14 protein-coding genes and 1 pseudogene are annotated in these 19,627 nt (G+C 64.9%); 13 read left to right on the top strand and 2 right to left on the bottom strand.

Annotation, left to right across the window (positions count from 1 at the left end; translation table 11 throughout):
- The 4 genes and pseudogenes from QM612_RS08790 to QM612_RS08775 form a co-directional block, all read left to right on the top strand.
- Positions 1 to 712 (top strand): annotated as a pseudogene (locus QM612_RS08790) (bifunctional aspartate kinase/diaminopimelate decarboxylase); the annotation flags it as partial.
- The gene (murL, locus tag QM612_RS08785; protein ID WP_415253524.1) at positions 709 to 2,163 is read left to right on the top strand and encodes a UDP-N-acetyl-alpha-D-muramoyl-L-alanyl-L-glutamate epimerase; all 1,455 of its coding nucleotides are present in this window, start codon (positions 709 to 711) and stop codon (positions 2,161 to 2,163) included. The pseudogene QM612_RS08790 and the gene murL, both read left to right, overlap by 4 nt.
- A 7-nt stretch (positions 2,164 to 2,170) precedes the next feature.
- Complete coding sequence (gene murD, locus QM612_RS08780) at positions 2,171 to 3,583, top strand: UDP-N-acetylmuramoyl-L-alanine--D-glutamate ligase (RefSeq protein WP_415253523.1); 1,413 nt, start codon at positions 2,171 to 2,173, stop codon at positions 3,581 to 3,583.
- A gap of 125 nt (positions 3,584 to 3,708) precedes the next feature.
- Positions 3,709 to 4,500: a dienelactone hydrolase family protein gene (locus QM612_RS08775; protein ID WP_415253522.1), complete on the top strand. Its 792-nt coding sequence runs from the start codon at positions 3,709 to 3,711 to the stop codon at positions 4,498 to 4,500.
- Positions 4,501 to 4,563: 63 nt separating this feature from the next.
- Here QM612_RS08775 and QM612_RS08770 read toward each other — a convergent pair whose 3' ends face one another.
- Positions 4,564 to 5,562, bottom strand: a complete 999-nt coding sequence (locus QM612_RS08770; protein ID WP_415253521.1) for a polyprenyl synthetase family protein — start codon at positions 5,560 to 5,562, stop codon at positions 4,564 to 4,566.
- Positions 5,563 to 5,969: 407 nt separating this feature from the next.
- Between QM612_RS08770 and QM612_RS08765 the strand changes: the two genes are divergently transcribed.
- From QM612_RS08765 to rfbD, 8 genes are all read left to right on the top strand, one after another.
- Complete coding sequence (locus tag QM612_RS08765) at positions 5,970 to 8,615, top strand: TonB-dependent receptor (RefSeq protein WP_415253520.1); 2,646 nt, start codon at positions 5,970 to 5,972, stop codon at positions 8,613 to 8,615.
- A gap of 68 nt (positions 8,616 to 8,683) precedes the next feature.
- On the top strand, positions 8,684 to 9,838 hold the full coding sequence (locus QM612_RS08760; protein ID WP_415253519.1) for an arabinogalactan endo-beta-1,4-galactanase: 1,155 nt from the start codon (positions 8,684 to 8,686) through the stop codon (positions 9,836 to 9,838).
- On the top strand, positions 9,835 to 12,387 hold the full coding sequence (gene galA, locus QM612_RS08755; protein ID WP_415253518.1) for a beta-galactosidase GalA: 2,553 nt from the start codon (positions 9,835 to 9,837) through the stop codon (positions 12,385 to 12,387). The genes QM612_RS08760 and galA overlap by 4 nt, the downstream gene beginning before the upstream one ends.
- 138 nt (positions 12,388 to 12,525) lie before the next feature.
- On the top strand, positions 12,526 to 13,035 hold the full coding sequence (gene ssb, locus QM612_RS08750) for a single-stranded DNA-binding protein (protein WP_415253517.1): 510 nt from the start codon (positions 12,526 to 12,528) through the stop codon (positions 13,033 to 13,035).
- An 18-nt stretch (positions 13,036 to 13,053) separates the two neighbouring features.
- Positions 13,054 to 14,109 (top strand): dTDP-glucose 4,6-dehydratase, encoded by a 1,056-nt coding sequence (gene rfbB / locus QM612_RS08745; RefSeq protein WP_415253516.1) that lies wholly within the window; start codon positions 13,054 to 13,056, stop codon positions 14,107 to 14,109.
- Positions 14,106 to 14,993 (top strand): glucose-1-phosphate thymidylyltransferase RfbA, encoded by an 888-nt coding sequence (rfbA, locus tag QM612_RS08740; RefSeq protein ID WP_415253515.1) that lies wholly within the window; start codon positions 14,106 to 14,108, stop codon positions 14,991 to 14,993. Before rfbB ends, rfbA begins: the two co-directional genes overlap by 4 nt.
- Entirely contained in the window at positions 14,990 to 15,550 is a 561-nt protein-coding gene (rfbC, locus tag QM612_RS08735; RefSeq protein ID WP_415253514.1) for a dTDP-4-dehydrorhamnose 3,5-epimerase, read from the top strand. Before rfbA ends, rfbC begins: the two co-directional genes overlap by 4 nt.
- Positions 15,547 to 16,434 (top strand): dTDP-4-dehydrorhamnose reductase, encoded by an 888-nt coding sequence (gene rfbD / locus QM612_RS08730; RefSeq protein WP_415253513.1) that lies wholly within the window; start codon positions 15,547 to 15,549, stop codon positions 16,432 to 16,434. The genes rfbC and rfbD overlap by 4 nt, the downstream gene beginning before the upstream one ends.
- Before the next feature lie 9 nt (positions 16,435 to 16,443).
- Here rfbD and QM612_RS08725 read toward each other — a convergent pair whose 3' ends face one another.
- Positions 16,444 to 17,247: a M15 family metallopeptidase gene (locus QM612_RS08725; protein ID WP_415253512.1), complete on the bottom strand. Its 804-nt coding sequence runs from the start codon at positions 17,245 to 17,247 to the stop codon at positions 16,444 to 16,446.
- A gap of 263 nt (positions 17,248 to 17,510) precedes the next feature.
- Between QM612_RS08725 and QM612_RS08720 the strand changes: the two genes are divergently transcribed.
- The gene (locus QM612_RS08720) at positions 17,511 to 19,622 is read left to right on the top strand and encodes a RecQ family ATP-dependent DNA helicase (RefSeq protein WP_415253511.1); all 2,112 of its coding nucleotides are present in this window, start codon (positions 17,511 to 17,513) and stop codon (positions 19,620 to 19,622) included.
- The last annotated feature ends 5 nt before the right edge of the window (positions 19,623 to 19,627 follow it).

The raw sequence follows: 19,627 nt of genomic DNA, 5'->3' as shown, positions 1-19,627 counted from the left end.
TGGCGATGGCCACCACCAGAAGGTCAACACCGGCGGCAAGGAGGCCAAGTTCGGCCTGTCCGCGCAGCGGGTGGAGGAGTTCGTCGCGGCAGCGCGTGCGCTGGACGTGCGCATCACCGGCGTGCATGCGCATCTTGGCAGCGGCATCGACAAGCCCGAGCACTGGATGCAGGTGGTCGATGAACTGGCCGGCTTTGCGCGGCGCATCGGCAGCGTGGAAACCATCGACATCGGCGGTGGCCTGCCGATCCCGTACAGCGATGACGACGAGCCTTTCGATCTGGATGGCTGGGCGCAGGGCATGGACGCGATCAAGGCCGTGCATCCGGCGTTCCGGCTTGCCATCGAACCGGGCCGCTTCCTCGTTGCCGAATCCGGCGTGTTGCTGGCGCGGGTCACGCAGGTGGTGGAGAAGGACGGCGTGCGCCGGGTCGGGCTGGAGGCGGGCATGAACGCGCTGATCCGGCCCGCGCTGTACGACGCATGGCACGACATCATCAATCTGTCGCGGCTGGACGAGGCATGCGACGGGAGCTTCGACGTGGTCGGGCCGATCTGCGAATCCAGCGACGTGTTCGGCCATCGGGTCAAGCTGCCGGCATCAACTGGGCCGGGTGACGTGGTGCTGATCGCCGATGCCGGTGCCTACGGTTTCAGCATGGCCAGCACCTACAATCTGCGCGCGCTGCCGGCAGAGGATGTACTGGAATGAGCGACTGGACTTTCGAACGCGACGCGATCCGCGCCTTCCGCTTCGTGCGTTGCGGCTTTGATGCGCAGACCGGCGTGGCGCAATTGGTCTATGCCTTCGACGATGGCCCGGAACTGGTGGAAACCGTCACCGTGCCAGGTGCGCCGTTCGCCTTCGATGCCGCGCGCGAAGCGGCAGTGCAACGCGCGCTGCGCCTGCTGCACCTGATTGCCGGCGTGAGCAATTACAAGGCGGCGGTGCCGGAGGAAATCCGCATCGAGGGCGAGGCCATCGATGCCGCCACGGCGACGCTGCTGGAGGGCATCTACCTCAACGGGCTGGGCGAGTTCGCCTATCGCAACGGGCTGGATCTGCGCGGGCGCATCCGGTTTCCCGTTTCGCCCCCCTCTCCCAGCGGGAGAGGGGCCGGGGGTGAGGGTACGGGCATTGTGGATGCAACATCGGAGGCCGAACCCTCACCCCAACCCCTCTCCGAACGGGAGAGGGGCTTTGCACCTGCACTCGGCCTGCGCGCGCATGCACTGGTCGCAATCGGTGGCGGCAAGGACTCGCTGGTCAGCATCGAGGCGCTGCGCGCCGAGAGCATCGAACAGACGGTGACGTGGATCGGCGGCTCGCAATTGATCGCTGCCTGCGCCGCGCATACCGGCCTGCCGACGCTCAACATCGGTCGCCAGCTTGCGCCGCAATTGTTCGACTTCAACCGGCAGGGTGCGTGGAACGGCCACATCCCGGTGACCGCGGTGAACTCCGCGATCATGGCCTTCGCCGCCGTGCTGCTGGGCGTGGACCAGGTGGTGTTTTCCAACGAGCGCTCGGCCAGTTACGGCTCGCTGATTCCCGGTACGGGCGAGGTCAATCACCAGTGGTCGAAGGGCTGGGCGTTCGAGTCCGCGTTCGGCGACTACCTGCAATCGCATGTTGCCGCCGACCTGCATTACTACTCGCTGCTGCGCCCGCTGAGCGAGCTTGCGGTGGCGCGGCAGTTCGCGAAAACAGACCGCTTTGATGCACACTTCTCAAGCTGCAACCGCAATTTCCACATCCTTGGCGAGCGCCCCACCAGCCGCTGGTGCGGGGTCTGCCCGAAGTGTCATTTCGTGTTCCTCGCGCTGGCACCGTTCATGCCGAAGACGCGGCTGGTTGGCATCGTCGGACGCAACCTGTTGGATGATGCCGCGCAGACCGCCGGCTTCGACGCGCTGCTGGAATACGGCGACCACAAGCCGTTTGAATGCGTGGGCGAAGGCCGCGAATCGCGCGCGGCGCTGGCGGCGCTGGCGCAGCGCCCGGAATGGCGCGAGGACGTGCTGGTGGCGCGCTTCGCCAGCGAAATCGCCCCGCAACTGGATGCCGATGCCCTGCGCATCGAACCGCTGCTGGCGCTGGACGGCGAACATCGCATCCCCGCCGCGCTGTGGGAGCGCCTGCGTGTCCGCTTCTCGGCCTGAGCATTCGTTGAAGATCGCCGACCTCGCCGGCAGGCGCGTTGCCCTGTGGGGCTGGGGCCGCGAAGGCCGCGCGGCGTATTCGGCATTGCGCGCGCGGCTGCCTTCGCAGCCACTCGTCCTGTTCTGCGGCGCGTCGGAAGCGGCGGATGCCGCAGCGCTTGGCGATGCACTGCTCGCCATCGAACACGATGCATGCGCGCAGCGCCTGTCTGCATTCGATGTGGTGGTGAAGTCGCCCGGCATCAGCCCGTACAAGCCCGAAGCGCTGGAAGCCGCCGCGCACGGCACCCGCTTCGTCGGTGGCACTGCGCTGTGGTTTGCCGAACATGCGGATGCCGATGGCGAGACCGCCAATGCGATTTGCGTGACCGGCACCAAGGGCAAGAGCACCACGTCCTCGCTGCTGGCGCATTTGCTGCGCGCGGCAGGGTTGCGCACCGCGCTGGCCGGCAACATCGGTGTGCCGCTGCTGGAATTGCTCAATGACGAAGCCGATGCATGGGCCATCGAACTGTCCAGTTACCAGACCCGTGACGTGGCGGCATCCGGCGCGCGCCCACGCATCGCCATCGTCACCAATCTCCATCCCGAACATCTGGACTGGCATGGCAGTCAGCAGCGTTATGTCGAGGACAAGCTGGCGCTGTTGACCGATGCGAAGCCGCGCATCGCCGTGCTCAATGCCGCCGATCCGGTGCTGGCCGCGCTGCATTTGCCGGACAGCGAGGTGCGCTGGTATGGCGATGAGGCAGGCTGGCATCTGCGCGGCGACGCGCTGCATCGTGGTGATGTGTTCGTCATGGACACCTCGGCATTGCCGCTGCCGGGCCGACACAACCGCAGCAATCTGTGTGCGGTGCTGACCGCGCTGGAAGCCTACGGACTGGATGCAGCCGCACTGGCACCGCATGCGGCCACGTTCCAGCCGCTGCCCAATCGCCTGCAAGCGCTGGGCCAGCGCGAGGGCATCCTGTTCGTCAACGATTCGATCAGCACCACGCCGATGGCGACGCTGGCGGCGCTTGATCTTTATGCAGATCGCCCGGTGGCGGTGCTGGTGGGTGGCCATGATCGCGGCCTGCCCTGGGACGAGTTCGCCGAGGCGATGCGCAGTCGCGCGCCAAAGGCGATCATCACGATGGGCCATGGCGTTGCTTCGCAGAATGGCCCGCGCATCCATGCGTTGCTGGAGCCGGTCGCGAAGCAGGCCGGCTTCACGCTGGAAGCGGCGAGTGATCTTGCCGAAGCGATGCGCAAGGCACGCGCGGCGCTGCCCGATGGCGGCGTGCTGCTGCTCTCGCCCGGCGCACCCAGCTTCGGCATGTACAAGGATTACGTTGCGCGCGGACGCCATTTCGCGGAGCTGGCCGGCTTCGATCCGGATGCGATTTCCGGTATCGCGGGCATGGGTATTGCCTGACGCAAGAGTCGTCATCCCAAACCTCTGCTCGTCATCACGGCTTTCGTCGGGATGACGATTGAAGGATTCACGCCGGTTGAACCCATCTCGCGTAGCGTAGGCGCACAGTTCACGGAGATACCGTCATGCGCCGCCCCCTGCTCGCCCTCGGATTGCTCATCGCCACCGCGCCCGCGTTTGCCGCCATGCAGGCCAGGCCGGTTGAATGGAAGGTCGGCAAGGAGCGTTTCAGCGGCTATCTGGTCTATGACGATGCCGAAGGTGACAAGCGTCCGGGTCTGGTGATGGTGCCCAACTGGATGGGCGTCACCAAGGATGCCGTCGAACGCGCCAAGGCCATTGCCGGCGACGATTACGTAGTGCTGGTTGCCGATGTGTACGGCAAGGGCAAGCAGCCGAAGAACGGCGGCGAAGCCGGCAAGCTGGCCGGCAGCCTGCGTGGGGATGATCGCGGCCCGCTGCGCGCGCGCATGCAGGCGGCAGTGGATGTGTTGAAGGCGCAAGCAGGCAAGCTGCCGCTGGATGCAGGGAAGATCGCTGCGTTCGGTTTCTGCTTCGGCGGCTCCGCCGTGCTGGAACTGGCGCGCATGGGCAGCGATGTGGCCGGCGTGGTCAGCCTGCACGGCGGGCTGGCACCGGGCGCGAAATCGCAGACGCACCCGGTCAAGGCATCCGTGCTGGTGTTGAACGGTGCCGCCGACAAGGCGGTGAGTGATGGCGACATCAAAGCCTTCGAACAGGAAATGGATGCCGCCGGTGCGGACTGGCAATTCGTCGATTTCAGCGGTGCGATGCACTGCTTCGCCGAGCCGTCCGCCGGCAATGACCCTTCAACCAATTGCGCCTACGACGCGCGCGCCGCGAAGCGCGCCTATCGGATGATGGATGACTTCTTCGAGGAGATTTTCGGCGATTGATGCCGAAGTCTCGCGGTCATTCCCGTAGGCGTGGAGCTTGCTCCACGCAGATTGGTGCGGTTGTCAGTGATCCCGGCTGACCGAATACCGCGCCAGCCCGCGCAGTGCGGCGACGTGGTCGTTGTCCGGCAACGCTGACAGCGTGGCCTCGGCGGCATTGGCGTAATCCATCGCACGGGCGCGGCTGTAGGCCAGGCTGCCGCAGGCGGCAATCGCGTTCTGCACGATGGGCATGCCGTCGATGTCGCCGTGTTCGATGATCCGCCGCAGTTCGGCGCGGATGGCGGCATCGCTGTGCGCCATCGCGTGGATCAGTGGCAGCGTCATCTTGCCTTCGGCGAGGTCGTCGCCAAGGTTCTTGCCCATGGTGGCGGCATCGGAAGCGTAGTCCAGCACGTCGTCGGCAATCTGGAAGGCGTAACCAAGATTCAGGCCGTAATCATGCAGGGCGTCTTGCGTTGCGGCATCGGCACCGGCCAGTAGCGCGCCAAGGCGGGTGGCGGCGGCAAACAGGATCGCGGTCTTGCGCTCGATCACGCGCAGGTAGGCGGCTTCATCCGTATCCGGGTTGCGCACGTGCAGCAGTTGCAGCACTTCGCCTTCGGCAATCGTGTTGGTGGTATCGGCGAGGATGCGCTGCACATCCATCCGCTCCAGTTCCACCATCAACTGGAAGCTGCGCGAATACAGGAAGTCGCCAACCAGCACCGATGCCGCGTTGCCCCACACCGCATTGGCGGTTTTGCGTCCACGGCGCAGGTCGGATTCATCCACCACGTCGTCGTGCAGCAGGGTGGAGGTGTGGATGAACTCGACCACCGCTGCCAGCTGGTGTGCGTCCTGACCACGGTGGCCCAACGCGCCGGCCGCAAGCAGCAACAGCATCGGCCGCAGCCGCTTGCCGCCCGCGCCGATGATGTATTCGGCCACCTGGTTGATAAGCACCACGTCCGAGGCCAGCCGCTGGCGGATCAGCGTGTCCACGGCGGCCATTTCGGGTGCGGCCAGCGCCTGGATGCGGGGCAGCGGGGCGGAGCTGGGGGGAACGGTAGGGTCTGCCATGCGGGCCACCTGAAAACGTGCCGCGATTATAGGCGGCGGGCATGACAACCCCGGCCGGACACGGCACGCGGCGATCCGGCCGCAACTGCCTGCGGGTGCCGGACAGCCTTTCAGGCGCGACAGACCGGAGCTGGATATGTCGGGATGTTGTATTCGTCAAAAGAATACATGATGTTGAATATTTCATTTGTTTGGAATATCTAATTGTTCCTAATCTCGCCCGGTATCGCGGCCGGGCAGCTGCCAGGAAGGCACCCAGACAGACCGGCAGCACACGCGGGAACGCGGATGCCGCTGCGATGACGCCGTCACCGGGAGCCGGCGTTGTTCGAACACAAGTGCGCCGACCCCGGGGCGCACGCACAACGAATCCATATCGGTCACGTGTCCCTGGGAGGGAACAAGCCATGCCGTCGAATCAAAACTGCCATTCGCGCGACCGGGTAAGCCCCCGGCCTGCCATCCGCAACCTGCTGTCCACCTCCATCGCCATGGCCTTGCTGGCCAGCTTCGGCGTCAGCGCCCAGAGCACCGGCGACCAGCCCGCCCAGGATGGCGATGCCAAGACCCTGGACAGCGTGGTGGTCACCGGCAACCGCGCCGCGATGCAAAAGGCGATCAACGTCAAGCAGGCCGAAGACCATGTGGTCGAGGTCATCGCCCCCGACAACATGGGCCAGATGCCCACGGTCACGATCGCCGAAGCGCTGGTGCGCCTGCCCGGCGTCAACGGCACCCGCGACCGCGGCAATGCCAGCCTGGCCACGGTGCGCGGGCTGGGGCCGCGGATGACGATGGGCACCGTCAATGACCGCGAGATTGCCTCGTCCGAACCCACCCGCGCAGTGCGCTGGGAAGTGTTCCCGACCGAGGTCGTGTCACAGGTCAAGGTGTACAAGACCCAGTCGGCCGACCTGATCGCCGGCGGCATCGCTGCCACGGTGGACGTGGCCACGGTCAATCCGCTGGAGTACAGCGGGCCGGAATTCGTCGGCACCGCCGGCACGGTCTATTACGACCAGGGCAAGGACGTGGAAGGCTACAGCCCCTGGGGCAACCGCTTCGGTGCCAGCTGGATCCACAAGATCAACGACAACCTGGCGGTGGCGCTGGGCGCGACCCACCAGAAGCAGAAGAACGCCAACTCGTTTGTCGGCAGCTGGGGCTACACCGACGACAGCAACGCGGCGGACGTGGACGGCGACGGCGATGTGGACTACACGCCCTGGGGCGCGGCCGACCAGCTCAAGCTGATCGAACAGACCCGCACCGGCGCGATGGGCGTGCTGCAGTGGCGGTCGGGCAACTTCGAACTCAAGCTCGACGGCCTGTATTCGCGGATCGAGATCGACGAGGATCAGGCGCAGACCTGGTTCAACGGCTGGGCCTACAGCATCTGGTCCGGCAGCAACCCGTACACCACGCCGGGCTCCTCCTACACGATCATCGACAACGACGTGGTCGCCGGCACCATGGCCAATTCCGGGCTTGCCGTGAACCACGTCATGGCCAACTACCGCGAGGACAAGACGCTGGCCGCTGCCGGCCTGAAGACCCGCTGGAATGGTGATGTCTGGACCCTCACGGGCGACCTGTCCTGGTCGCAGGCCAAGCGCGACAACGCCTGGGGCGCGGTGTGGTTTGGCAGCAATCCGGATACGGTGTCCTGGGACTTCCGCAAGGGCGTGGATCCGTACATCAGCACCAGCTCCAATGCGCCGGCCTGGGGCGTGCAGGGCCAGCTGGTGCCCGGTGGCCTGCGCGACGAGATCACCGCGCTGGCGCTGGCCGCCAGCCGTGCATTCGATGATTCGGCGTTCTCCTCGCTGGACTTCGGCCTGCGGGTGGCCTCGCGCGAGAAGCAGAACCGGCATTTCACGGGCAGCTTTGAGGGCTGGAGCCAGCCGATCAGTGCCTATGACGGCCTGTATTACCCGGTGACGATGCCGGGCCTGAACGTGCCGGGCCTGTACGTCGGCGATGTCGATGCGATTGCAGACCTGGCCTTCGGTGGCCTGGGGGCTACCACCGAGCAACTGCTCGACCACTGGAACGTGAAGGAAGACGTGCGCGAAGCCTTCATCAAGGCGCGCTATGCACTGGGCGACCGCGCCACCGGCGACATCGGCGTGCGCGTGGTCAAGGTCGATACCACCAGCACCGGCTACGACTCGGTGGGCGGCAACATCGTCGCCAGCCGCGCCACCGAGAGTTACACCGACGTGCTGCCCAGCGCGACGCTGAACTTCCAGCTGGCCGATGACCATGTGCTGCGCCTGTCCGCCGCCAAGGTGGTGGCCCGCCCGCCGCTGGACGAGCTGCGCACGGGCCGCGCACTGGACGATCCGGAGACCACCGTCGGCCAGCTCACCGGCACTGGCGGCAACCCGCATCTGGAACCGTTCCGGGCCACCCAGCTCGACGCATCGTGGGAGTGGTACTTCCATGAGGAATCGATGACCGCCGTGTCGGTGTACCGCAAATGGGTGGACTCGACCATCGGCTACAAGGTCGGCCACGAGACCATCGACGGCAACGACTACCTCATCAGCGGCCCGTTCAATGGCGGTGGCGGCTACATCAACGGCGTCGAGCTGACCTTCCAGACCCCGTTCTATTTCATCAACGGGCTGGAGAACTTCGGCGTCTATTCCAACTACTCGTACGTGGATTCCAACCTGCACGAGTTCTCGCCGGAGAACGACCCGCTGATGCTCAGCGGCCTGGCGCGCAACACCGGCACCTTCGACCTCTGGTACAGCAATGGCACCTTCGAGGCGCGGCTGGGCTACAAGTACCACAGCCCTTATACGGTGATCTACGGCTGGAACGGCTCGAGCCTGAACCGGCTGGAGAGCGAGGGCTCGGTCGATCTGAGCGTGGGCTGGCAGGTCAACGAGCATTGGGGCTTGAAGCTGCAGGCCGGCAACCTGACCAACGAGCCGATGCGCATCTATCTGGACAACAAGGTCAACCGCCTTGCCAACCAGGACGATGGCGGCTACCAGAAGTTCGGTCGCCGGATCGCGCTGGAAGCCACCTACAAGTTCTGAAAGCAACATCGGCGCGCCCCTCTCCGGCGGGAGAGGGGCCTGCTCGCCGCAAAAGCACAGGAGTCCCCATGCCCCACCGATCCACGATCCGGCGCGGTGCCCTGATCCTCGCACTGGCCTTGGCGACCGGCGTTGCTTGCGCCGCCGGGCCGTCGCGCGAGCATTTCCATTTCGGCGCCGACCTGTCCTACGTCAACGAGATGGAAGACTGCGGCGTGGTCTATCGCGAAGGCGGGCAGCCGAAGGACGCCTATGCGCTGTTCCGCGAACACGGCACCAACCTGGTGCGCGTGCGGCTGTGGAACGACGCGCGCTGGACCCGCTACAGCGACCTGGCCGACGTCAAGGAAACCATCCGCCGCGCGCATGCGCAGGGCATGCAGGTGCTGCTGGATTTCCACTATTCCGATGACTGGGCCGACGGCGACAAGCAGATCGTGCCCAAGGCCTGGGCCGACATCAGCGACACCGCCGACCTGGCGCGCACGCTCTACAACTACACCTACGACGTGCTGATGGCGCTGGACCGCTCCGGCCTGATGCCGGAACTGGTGCAGGTGGGCAACGAGACCAATCCGCCGCTGCTGGCGCAGGCACCGTGGGACAAGCACGCGCCGACCGACTGGCAACGCAACGCGGCGCTGTTCAATGCCGGCATCCGCGCGGTGCGCGACGCCGGTGCGAAAGCCAGCCTGCAGCCTAAGGTGATGCTGCACATCGCCCAGCCCGAGAACGTGGCACCGTGGTTTGCCGCGATGACGGCGCAGGGCGTGACCGACTTCGACCTGATCGGCATCAGCTACTACCGCAAATGGTCAAGCCAGACCGAGCAGGGCCTGGCCGACACCATCCGCGCTATGCGCAAGGCTTATCCGCAGGCCGGGGTGATGGTGGTGGAAACCGCCTATCCGTGGACGCTGGAGGCCGCCGACACCCACCACAACCTGCTGGGCAAGGATGCGCTGGTGGACGGCTATCCGGCCACGCCGGACGGGCAGTTGCGCTATCTGGTGGATCTGACCCAGACCATCATCGACGCCGGCGGCAACGGCATCGTCTATTGGGAACCGGCCTGGACCACCAGCGCCTGCAAGACCCGCTGGGGCCGCGGCTCGGCCTGGGAAAACGCGACCTTCTTCGATTTCCGACACGGCAACGAACTGCTGCCGGGGATCGGCTACATGCGCCACGAGTACCGCTGGCCCGCGCAGGCCACGCCATGACCGACGCCAGCCGCCGCGACCTTCTGCGCGCCATGCTGGCCGGCAGCATCCGCGCTGCGCTGCCGATGGGCACGCTGGCGGCGGGCATGCATGCCGGCACGGCTCTTGCCGCCAAGGCGCACGCATCGCAAGCCAGTGCCGCCGCCGGCCCGCGCCAGCGCCTGCTGATGGATGCCGGCTGGCGCTTCCACCTCGGGCATGCCGCCGATCCGGCGCGCGATTTCAATTTCGGCGTGTACCAGCGCAGCTACGCCAAGGCCGGCGGCGATGTTGCCGATGCGGCCAAACTGGATTTCGATGACAGCAGCTGGCGTCTGCTGGACCTTCCGCACGACTGGGCGGTGGAACTGCCCTTCGTCGAAAATCCGCTGGCGCCGGTGCGTGGCGATGATCCCGCGGCCGCGCATGGCTATCGCAAGCTGGGCCGCGAATACCCGGACACCAGCGTGGGCTGGTACCGGCGCGTGCTTGAGGTCGATGCCGCCGATCTTGGCAAGCGCATCGTGCTGGAGTTTGGCGGCGCGTTCCGCGACTGCCTGGTGTTCTGCAACGGCCACATCGTGGCGCATAACGAAGGCGGCTACAGCGGCTTCGAGGTTGATCTGAGCGACGTGCTGGACTACGGCGCGCGCAACCAGCTCGCGATCCGGGTGGATGCCAGCCTTGGCGAAGGCTGGTTCTACGAAGGTGCCGGCCTGTACCGCCACGTCTGGCTGCGCAAGACCGATCCGTTGCATGTGCCAGCCGGCGGCGTGGCCGTGCGCAGCGAACTGCGGGACGGGCGCGCCCGTGCCGGCATCCTCACCGAGCTGCGCAACGATGGCGCTACGCCGCGCCGCTGCGTGGTGGTGTCCACCCTGTTCGCGCCGGACGGACGCCGCATCGCGCGTGATGCCGCGCCGGCGATCGACATCGCGCCGGGCGAACTGCGCATCGTCGAGCGCGCCATCGCCATCGAAAACCCTGCACTGTGGTCGCCGGATGCGCCACAGCGCTATCGCCTGCATACCGAGCTGCAGGAAGACGGCGTGGCCATCGATGACGTGGAGACCGCGTTCGGCCTGCGCACGGCGGTGTTCGACGCGCAGCGCGGGTTCCTGCTCAATGGCAAGCCGCTGAAACTGCATGGCACCTGCAACCATCAGGACCATGCCGGCGTGGGTGCCGCGCTGCCCGACGCGCTGATCGACTGGCGCATCGTCAGGCTGAAGAGCATGGGCTGCAATGCCTACCGCAGCGCGCACAACCCGGCCACGCCGGAACTGCTGGAAGCCTGCGACCGGCTGGGCATGCTGGTGATCGACGAGACCCGGCGCATGGGCTCGGATGCCGAATCGCTGGACGAACTGGAACGGATGATTCGGCGCGGTCGCAACCATCCCTGCATCGTGCTGTGGTCGCTGGGCAACGAGGAACCGCAGATGGCGACCGCGCGCGGCGCGCGCATCGTTGCCAGCATGCAGCGGCTGGCGCGGCGGCTGGACCCGACCCGGCCCACCACCTTCGCCATGGACAAGGGCTGGGACGCGCCGGAAGGCGTTGGCCGGGTGGTGGACGTGGTCGGCTTCAACTACCGCACCAACCAGATGGACGACTTCCACGCGCGCTTCCCCACTGTGCCGGTCTATGGCAGCGAGACCGCCAGCGCGGTTTCCGTGCGCGGCCACTACCTGCGCGATCCGGCCAGCGGCTACACCAGCGGCTACGACGGCAATTACCCGTGGTGGGCGTCCTCGTCCGAATCATGGTGGGCCTTCGTGGCCGAGCGGCCGTGGGTGGCCGGCGGCTTCATCTGGACCGGCTTCGACTATCGCGGCGAGCCCACGCCCTACAACCGCTGGCCGAACGTGGCCTCGCAGTTCGGCGTGCTGGACAGCTGCGGCTTCGCCAAGGACAACTACTGGTACTACCGTGCGCAATGGACAGACGAACCGGTGCTGCACCTGTTCCCGCACTGGAACGGCGAGGCGCTGGTCGGCCCCGATGACAACGGCATGGTGGATGTCTGGTGTCACGGCAATCTTGACGAGGTGGAACTGTTCGTCAACGGCGTCAGCCAGGGACGCCAGCCGATGCCGCGCCACGGCCATGTGGAATGGCGGGTGCGCTACGCGCCCGGCGCGATCGAGGCGCACGGCTATCGCAACGGCGAACGCCTGCTGGTGCGACGGCGCGAGACCGCCGGCCCGGCCGCCGCCATCGTGCTGCGCTGCGACCGCGCATCGCTGCAGGCCAACGCCGAGGACGTGGCCGTGGTCGAGGTCGAAATCGTGGATGCCCAGGGCAGGCCGGTGCCGACTGCGGCCAACCTGATCCAGTTTGCGCTGTCCGGGCCGGGCCGGCTGATCGGCGTGGGCAATGGCGACCCGCGCAGCCACGAGCCCGACCAGGCCGACCGGCGGCATGCCTTCAACGGCCTGTGCATGGCCCTGTTGCAGGCCGGCAGCCAGCCCGGCCGGCTGCGCCTGCGGGCCAGTTCGCCCGGCCTGCGCGATGCGGTGCTGGAGATGCCCGCCACGCCGGCGCGGTTGCGCCCGCGCGTGGCCTGAACCGGCAAAAGCACGCAACCACAGGCGCTGTGCGGGTTTTCCCGACTCTTTGACGGGTGGTTCGCCGGTGGTTTCGGGCGGGCCGTTATACTTCACTGTCCATCGTCCGATCCGGGCGATTACGAGTCGAGGTAGCACATGGCACGCGGCGTCAACAAGGTGATTCTGGTCGGCAACCTGGGCAATGACCCGGACGTGAAATACACGCAGGGCGGCATGGCGATCACCACGCTGTCGGTGGCGACCACCAGCGTGCGCAATGACCGCGACGGCAACAAGCAGGAAAAAACCGAATGGCACCGCGTCAAGCTGTTCGGCAAGCTCGGCGAGATCGCCGGTGAATACCTGAAGAAGGGCCGCTCGGTCTATATCGAAGGCCGCATCGAGTACGGCTCGTACGAGAAGGACGGCATCAAGCACTACACCACCGACATCATCGCCGACGAGATGCAGATGCTCGGCGGTGGCGAGGGCGGTGGCCAGCGTTCCGGCGGCGGCGAAGGCGGCTTCCAGCGTAGCGGCGGAGGCGGTGGCTATGGTGGCGGTGGCGACCGCCCGCAGCGCGCCCCGGCCCAGCGCCGTGACCCGGCACCGGCCAAGCCCGCCAATTACGACGACGTGCCGTTCGACGACGACATCCCGTTCTAATCTGCAAGGACGCTGCACATGGCAACTTGGCTGGTCACCGGCGGTGCCGGTTTCATCGGCGGTAATTTCGTGCTGCGCGCGGTGGCGGACGGCATCAAGGTGGTCAACCTTGATGCGCTGACCTACGCCGGCAATCGCGACACGCTGGCATCGATCGAGGGCAATCCGAACCACGTGTTCGTGCATGGCGACATCGGCGACCGCGCGCTGGTGGCGAAGCTGCTGGCCGAGCATCGCCCGGACGCGGTGGTGAACTTCGCCGCCGAAAGCCATGTGGATCGCTCCATCGACGGCCCGGCGGCGTTCATCCAGACCAATGTGGTCGGTACGCTGGCTCTGCTGGAATCCGCACGCGACTACTGGAAGGCGCTGGAAGGCGAGGCGAAGCAGGGCTTCCGCTTCCTGCACGTTTCCACTGACGAGGTCTACGGCACGCTGGGTGAAACCGGCAAGTTCAGCGAGACCACGCCGTATGCGCCGAACTCGCCGTATTCCGCGTCGAAGGCCGCCTCCGACCATCTGGTGCGCGCTTTCCACCACACCTACGGCCTGCCGGTGCTGACGACGAACTGCAGCAACAATTACGGCCCGTACCACTTCCCCGAAAAGCTCATCCCGCTGGTGATCGCGCGGGCGTTGGCCGGCGAACCGCTGCCGGTCTATGGCGATGGCAAGCAGGTGCGCGACTGGCTGTTCGTGGCCGACCACTGCGAGGCGATCCGCACCGTGCTGGCGAAGGGCCGCGTGGGCGAGACCTACAACGTCGGCGGCAATGCCGAGAAGCAGAACATCGAAGTGGTGAAGACGATTTGTGCGCTGCTCGACCAGCGTCGCCCGCGCGAAGACGGCAAACCGCGCGAAACGCAGATCGCCTTCGTCGCCGACCGCCCCGGCCACGACCGCCGCTATGCCATCGACGCCACCAAGCTGCGCGATGAACTGGGCTGGGAGCCGAAATACAGCTTCGAGCGCGGCATCGCCGAAACGGTTGACTGGTATCTGCACAATCAGGATTGGGTGACGCGCGTGCTGGATGGCAGCTATCGGCTTGAACGCATCGGGACGGCGGCATGAGCACGCGCAAAGGCATCATCCTCGCCGGCGGCTCCGGCACCCGCCTGTATCCGATCACCCGCGCAATCAGCAAGCAGCTGTTGCCGGTCTATGACAAGCCGATGATCTATTACCCGCTCAGCGTGCTGATGCTGGCGGGCATCCGCGACGTGCTCATCATCAACACGCCGCATGAGCAGGCGCTGTTCCGCAACCTGCTGGGCGATGGCTCGCAGTGGGGCATGCGCATCGAATACGCCGCCCAGCCCAGCCCGGACGGGCTGGCGCAGGCGTTTTTGATCGGGCGCGAGTTCCTTGCCGGCGGGCCGAGCTGCCTGGTGCTGGGCGACAACATCTTCCACGGCCACGGCCTGACCGAACTGCTGCAACGCGCGGATGCGCGTGACGATGGCGCGACCGTGTTCGGCTACTGGGTGAGCGATCCGGAGCGCTACGGCGTGGCCGAGTTCGACGCAAACGGCAAGGTGGTCGGGCTGGAAGAAAAGCCCGACAAGCCGAAGTCCCACTACGCCGTCACCGGCCTGTATTTCTACGACGGGCGCGCCAGCGATTTTGCGGCCTCGCTGAAGCCTTCGCCGCGCGGCGAACTGGAAATCACCGACCTCAACCGCTGCTATCTGGAAGACGGTTCGCTGCATCTGGAAAAGATGGGGCGCGGTTATGCGTGGCTGGACACTGGCACCCACGAATCGCTGGTGGAGGCGTCCACCTTCATCCAGACCATCGAAAAGCGGCAGGGCCTGCGCGTGAGTTGCCCGGAGGAAATCGCCTTCCTCAATGGCTGGATCGATGCCGAGCAGTTGCGCGCACTGGCCGCGCCGCTGGCGAAGAACGGCTACGGGCAGTACCTGCTGGGTCTGGTTGAGCAGGGCCGCGTGGAATGAAGATCATCGAGACAAAATTGTCCGGCTGCGTGGTGATCGAGCCGCAGGTATTCGGCGACGAACGCGGCTTCTTCTACGAGGGCTGGAATGCGGAGCGCTTCGGCCAGCACGGCCTGCCCACGCAGTTCGTCCAGCACAACGTCTCGCGCTCGCAGCGCGGCGTGCTGCGCGGCCTGCACTACCAGTGGCCGAACAACGTGCAGGGCAAGCTGGTCAGCGTGCTGGAAGGCGAGGTGTATGACGTGGCGGTGGATATCCGTCGCGGCTCGCCTACCTTCGGCCAGCACGAGGCGGTGATCCTGAGCGCGGACAACAAGCGCCATTTCTGGATCCCGGAAGGCTTCGCCCATGGCTTTCTGGTGTTGAGCGAAACCGCCACCTTCACCTACCTCTGCACCGCGCTGTATGACCGCGACAGTGACAATTCGCTGCGCTGGGATGACCCGCAGCTTGCGATCGACTGGCCGCTGGCGGATGTGTCGCTGTCGCCCAAGGATGCCGCCGCAAAGCTGCTGGCGGATGTGCCGGCGGAGCGCCTGCCGCAGTACATCGCATGAAGCTGCTCTTGCTCGGCGGCACAGGTCAGGTTGGGCGCGAACTGCGCCGCAGCCTGCCGCCCTTGGGTGAAGTCATCGTCGCCACCCGCAGTGGCGTGGATGCCGATGTTGCGGCGGATTTTTCCGATCCTGCGGCATTGGCTGCGCTGGTACGCGAACTAGCGCCGGACGTGGTGGTCAATGCTGCGGCCTACACCGCCGTGGATCGCGCGGAAACCGATGCTGATGCCGCGTATCGGGTGAATGCCGAAGCGCCTGCGGCCATCGCGCAGGCCTGCGCCGAAATCAACGCGCTGCTGGTGCATTACTCGACCGACTACGTGTTTGATGGCAGCGGTGTGCGTCCATATCGCGAGGATGACGCCACCGCGCCGCTGGGCGTGTACGGCGCAAGCAAACTGGCCGGTGAGCAGGCAATCCGCGACAGCGGCGCGCGCCACGCCATCCTGCGCACGGCCTGGGTGTATGCCGCGCATGGCAAGAACTTCCTGTTGACGATGCTGCGGCTGGCGGGCGAGCGCGACGAACTGCGCGTGGTCGCCGATCAGGTCGGCGCACCGACGCCGGCATCGTGGATCGCCGATGTGACGGCCGAGGTCATTCGGCATGGCGTTGCGCGGTCCGGCATCTGGCACTTGGTGGCCGATGGTGAAACCAGTTGGCATGGGTTTGCCGAAGCGATCATGGACGAGGCGCATGCGCTTGGTTTGCTTGCGCGCATGCCGCGCGTGCTGCCGATCACGACCGCCGATTACCCCACACCGGCGCAGCGTCCTGCGTATTCGGTGCTGGATACGGTGAAGTTGCGCGGCGATTTCGGCATCGCGCCGCCGCATTGGCGCGATGGCCTGCGCAGCACGCTGCAGGAACTGTCCGCAATCTGAACCTTAGGCTCAGGCCGCAGTGAAACACCAATGCCACGGCTCATAGACGATGCCGTGCGGGTTGTCGCGCGGGTAGCTCATGGTGAAACCGTGTTCGCCTGCGTGGGTTTGCAGCCATGCGAATGCGGAAGTGGTTTCGAATGATTCTTCGGCAGGTGGTTCGCCGGGCGTGCCGATATCCAGCGTGCAGCCGCCGTGGTGTTCGCTGAAGCCGGGCGCGGCATTGACGGCAAGGATTTGTTCCACCGTTTGCCCGCGCGCGAGCTTGCGTTCGAAGATGCCAAGCTGGTAGTCGTGGCTGCGATAGCCGGAAATAGCGTCCAGCACGATGCCATCGCGTGATGCAGCTTCGCGCATGCGCAGCCAGGCGCGGGCGGCGTCGATGTGCAGCCAAAGTGCGCGCCGCCAGCGGTCGAAACCGGCAAAGGCGAGCCGGTCGGGTTCGGCTACGAGGGCAAGACCGGTTTGCTCTGCGTAGTCATCGGCATCGATGCCGAGTGCGTCCAGCCTTTCGTGCAGGCGATGCAGCGGCAGTTCGCCTGTCTGCGTGATACCAGCGCGCGGTATTACTGCTTCCAGTGCATCCAGCGCGTCATCGAGACCAGGTTCGTGCGCGAGTTGCGGCACCAGCGGTTGCAGGCCTTCCGGCAACTCGGCGGCAAGGTACAAGCCATCGCGCTTGCGCCGCAGCACGCGGCGGGCGCGTGACAACGTGCGCGCATCCGCATTGCTGCGCGCACGCAGCAGGCCACCGGGCCAGAGTTCAATTTCCGGCGTGTTGAACAGGGTGGTCTTGAGCGGAACCGGAGGCATGCGCGGCATCCGTGAAGGATAGGAGGATGAGGGCATTCACTCAATCTCCACTCACCGGCGTTCTCTCACCCATTTACAGGATTTATCTGATTGTCCTGTTTGACCACATGCCAGATGCTCGTCAATGCCTAGCTGGGTGTCCTTGTTCGCGGCTCTTGTTCGCGGCCAATCAGGTGTTGTTTTGTCCTCCAGGAAGCCTCAAGTACGATGCAATGGTGACAGCGTCGGGAAATTGATTGGAATAGTGAGGTAAGGGATCGAATATGGCGACACGTGAGCAGGCAGAAGCCCTTTTGCAGCTTGCACTTGCCCAGCCGGAAGCGCGCTTCCGTGATGGTCAATGGGAGGCAATTGAGGCATTGGTCAACAACCGGCAAAAGTTGCTAGTGGTTCAGCGTACTGGATGGGGCAAATCCTCGGTTTATTTCATCGCTACACGACTGCTGCGCGATGCTGGTGCCGGCCCGGCCATTATTGTCTCTCCCTTGCTAGCTCTGATGCGCAACCAGATTGAAGCGGCCCGACGACTGGGTGTCAGGGCTTTGACCATTAATTCATCCAATACGGATCAATGGCCGGAAGTCATCAGGGGTGTGTTGGCGAATCAGGTTGATGTGCTTCTGGTTTCGCCCGAACGCTTTGCGAACGATAAATTCAGTGAGGAAGTTTTATTGCCTATAGCCCGGAATCTCGGGTTGTTCGTGGTGGATGAAGCACACTGCATCTCCGACTGGGGTCATGATTTCCGCCCTGACTATCAGCGCCTGGTCAATGTGCTTCGTCGAATGCCCCCAAACCTGCCAGTCTTGGGCACCACGGCTACTGCCAATGATCGAGTGGTCAACGATATTGTTGGGCAGCTGGGTGATATTCGCGTACTGCGTGGCTCGTTGACACGCGAGTCCTTGGCGCTGCAGACCACTCGGCTACACGATCAAGCTGCCCGGCTTGCTTGGCTGGCTCACCACATACCGCAGATGCAAGGGTCAGGCATTGTCTACGTTTTGACCAAGCGCGATGCGAAACAGGTTGTGCATTGGTTGAATGAGAACCACATATTGGCCGAGGCCTACTTCAGCGGAGCGACCGGACCTGGTGGCGAAGATACCAATGTCTGGCGGGAACAACTGGAGGATCGCCTGCAGCGAAATCAGTTGAAGGTCCTCGTGGCAACCACGGCGCTTGGCATGGGCTACGACAAGCCAGACCTCGGGTTCGTCATCCACTATCAGTCGCCGGGCTCCATTGTTGGCTACTACCAACAGGTAGGCCGTGCCGGTCGTGGCATTGATCGTGCGTTGGGCATATTGCTTGCCGGCGATGAGGATGAGCGCATCCATGATTTTTTCCGCCGAAGTGCTTTTCCAAACGATCAGCAAGTTTCCGGTCTGTTGGCCGAGCTGGAGAACTCCGACGGATTGAGTGAGCGGGCACTGGAGCAGCGGCTCAACTTCCGTAATGGCCAGATTGTTCAAGTCTTGAAGTACCTTTCGGTGGAGAACCCGGCACCCGTCCTCAAACAGGATGGTCAGTGGGTGCGCACACCGGTTCCTTATCGCCTGAACCATGAGCGAATCGGCCACCTGACCAATATCCGTGAGCAGGAATGGCAGGAAATGCAGGACTACATTGACACTGCGGCCTGCAAAATGGAGTTCCTCGCACGCGTGCTGGATGACCCGAAGCCTGCGCCATGTGGCAAATGCGCCTCTTGCCTTGGCAGACCGATTGTGGCCGAGGCATTCCCCCATGAGCTTGGCGTAAGTGCTGCCCGGTTCCTCAGGCACTCCGAGTTCAAACTGGAGTGTAAGAAGCAAATTGCGGTTGATTCATTTCCCTTGTACCGCTTCAATTTTGGAGGATTGGGGAACATCCCGCGTCATCTGCGTGCCGAAACAGGGCGCACACTTTCCCGATGGGGTGATGCTGGTTGGGGCAAGGTCGTGGAAGCGGGCAAGCACGCAGGTCGCTTCGGAGACGATGTGGTCGAGGCGACTGCAGAGATGATTCGGGAGCGCTGGGATCCAGAGCCTGCTCCGGTTTGGGTAACGTGCATTCCTTCGCGCAATCACCCGGAACTGGTGCCCGATTTCAGTCGCCGACTGGCACGGCGGCTTGGGCTACCGTTCCATCCGGCAATCACCAAGCTGCGCGATAATGAACAACAGAAGTTTCAGCAGAACCGCTACCACCAATGCAGCAATCTGGATGGCGTATTCGGATTGGATGGCCGGTTGCCTGATGGGGCGGTCTTGTTGGTGGACGACATGGTCGATTCTGCGTGGACTATGACGGTCGCGGCCATTCTGTTGCGACAGGCGGGTTGCCCGGCAGTGTTCCCGGTTGCGCTGGCCGCCACCAGTGACGGAGATTGAGATGC

The organism is Thermomonas sp. (genome assembly GCF_047606765.1).
Classification (GTDB): Bacteria; Pseudomonadota; Gammaproteobacteria; order Xanthomonadales; family Xanthomonadaceae; genus Thermomonas.
This window is presented reverse-complemented; position numbering and strand designations above follow the sequence as displayed.

Coding starts and splice junctions, on each gene's coding strand:
- QM612_RS08770 (WP_415253521.1), bottom strand. CDS start 5,562: ATGGCAGACCCTACCGTTCCCCCCAGCTCCGCCCCGCTGCCCCGCATC.
- rfbA (WP_415253515.1), top strand. CDS start 14,106: ATGAGCACGCGCAAAGGCATCATCCTCGCCGGCGGCTCCGGCACCCGC.
- ssb (WP_415253517.1), top strand. CDS start 12,526: ATGGCACGCGGCGTCAACAAGGTGATTCTGGTCGGCAACCTGGGCAAT.
- QM612_RS08760 (WP_415253519.1), top strand. CDS start 8,684: ATGCCCCACCGATCCACGATCCGGCGCGGTGCCCTGATCCTCGCACTG.
- murL (WP_415253524.1), top strand. CDS start 709: ATGAGCGACTGGACTTTCGAACGCGACGCGATCCGCGCCTTCCGCTTC.
- galA (WP_415253518.1), top strand. CDS start 9,835: ATGACCGACGCCAGCCGCCGCGACCTTCTGCGCGCCATGCTGGCCGGC.
- QM612_RS08775 (WP_415253522.1), top strand. CDS start 3,709: ATGCGCCGCCCCCTGCTCGCCCTCGGATTGCTCATCGCCACCGCGCCC.
- QM612_RS08720 (WP_415253511.1), top strand. CDS start 17,511: ATGGCGACACGTGAGCAGGCAGAAGCCCTTTTGCAGCTTGCACTTGCC.
- rfbC (WP_415253514.1), top strand. CDS start 14,990: ATGAAGATCATCGAGACAAAATTGTCCGGCTGCGTGGTGATCGAGCCG.
- rfbD (WP_415253513.1), top strand. CDS start 15,547: ATGAAGCTGCTCTTGCTCGGCGGCACAGGTCAGGTTGGGCGCGAACTG.
- QM612_RS08725 (WP_415253512.1), bottom strand. CDS start 17,247: ATGCCTCCGGTTCCGCTCAAGACCACCCTGTTCAACACGCCGGAAATT.
- rfbB (WP_415253516.1), top strand. CDS start 13,054: ATGGCAACTTGGCTGGTCACCGGCGGTGCCGGTTTCATCGGCGGTAAT.
- QM612_RS08765 (WP_415253520.1), top strand. CDS start 5,970: ATGCCGTCGAATCAAAACTGCCATTCGCGCGACCGGGTAAGCCCCCGG.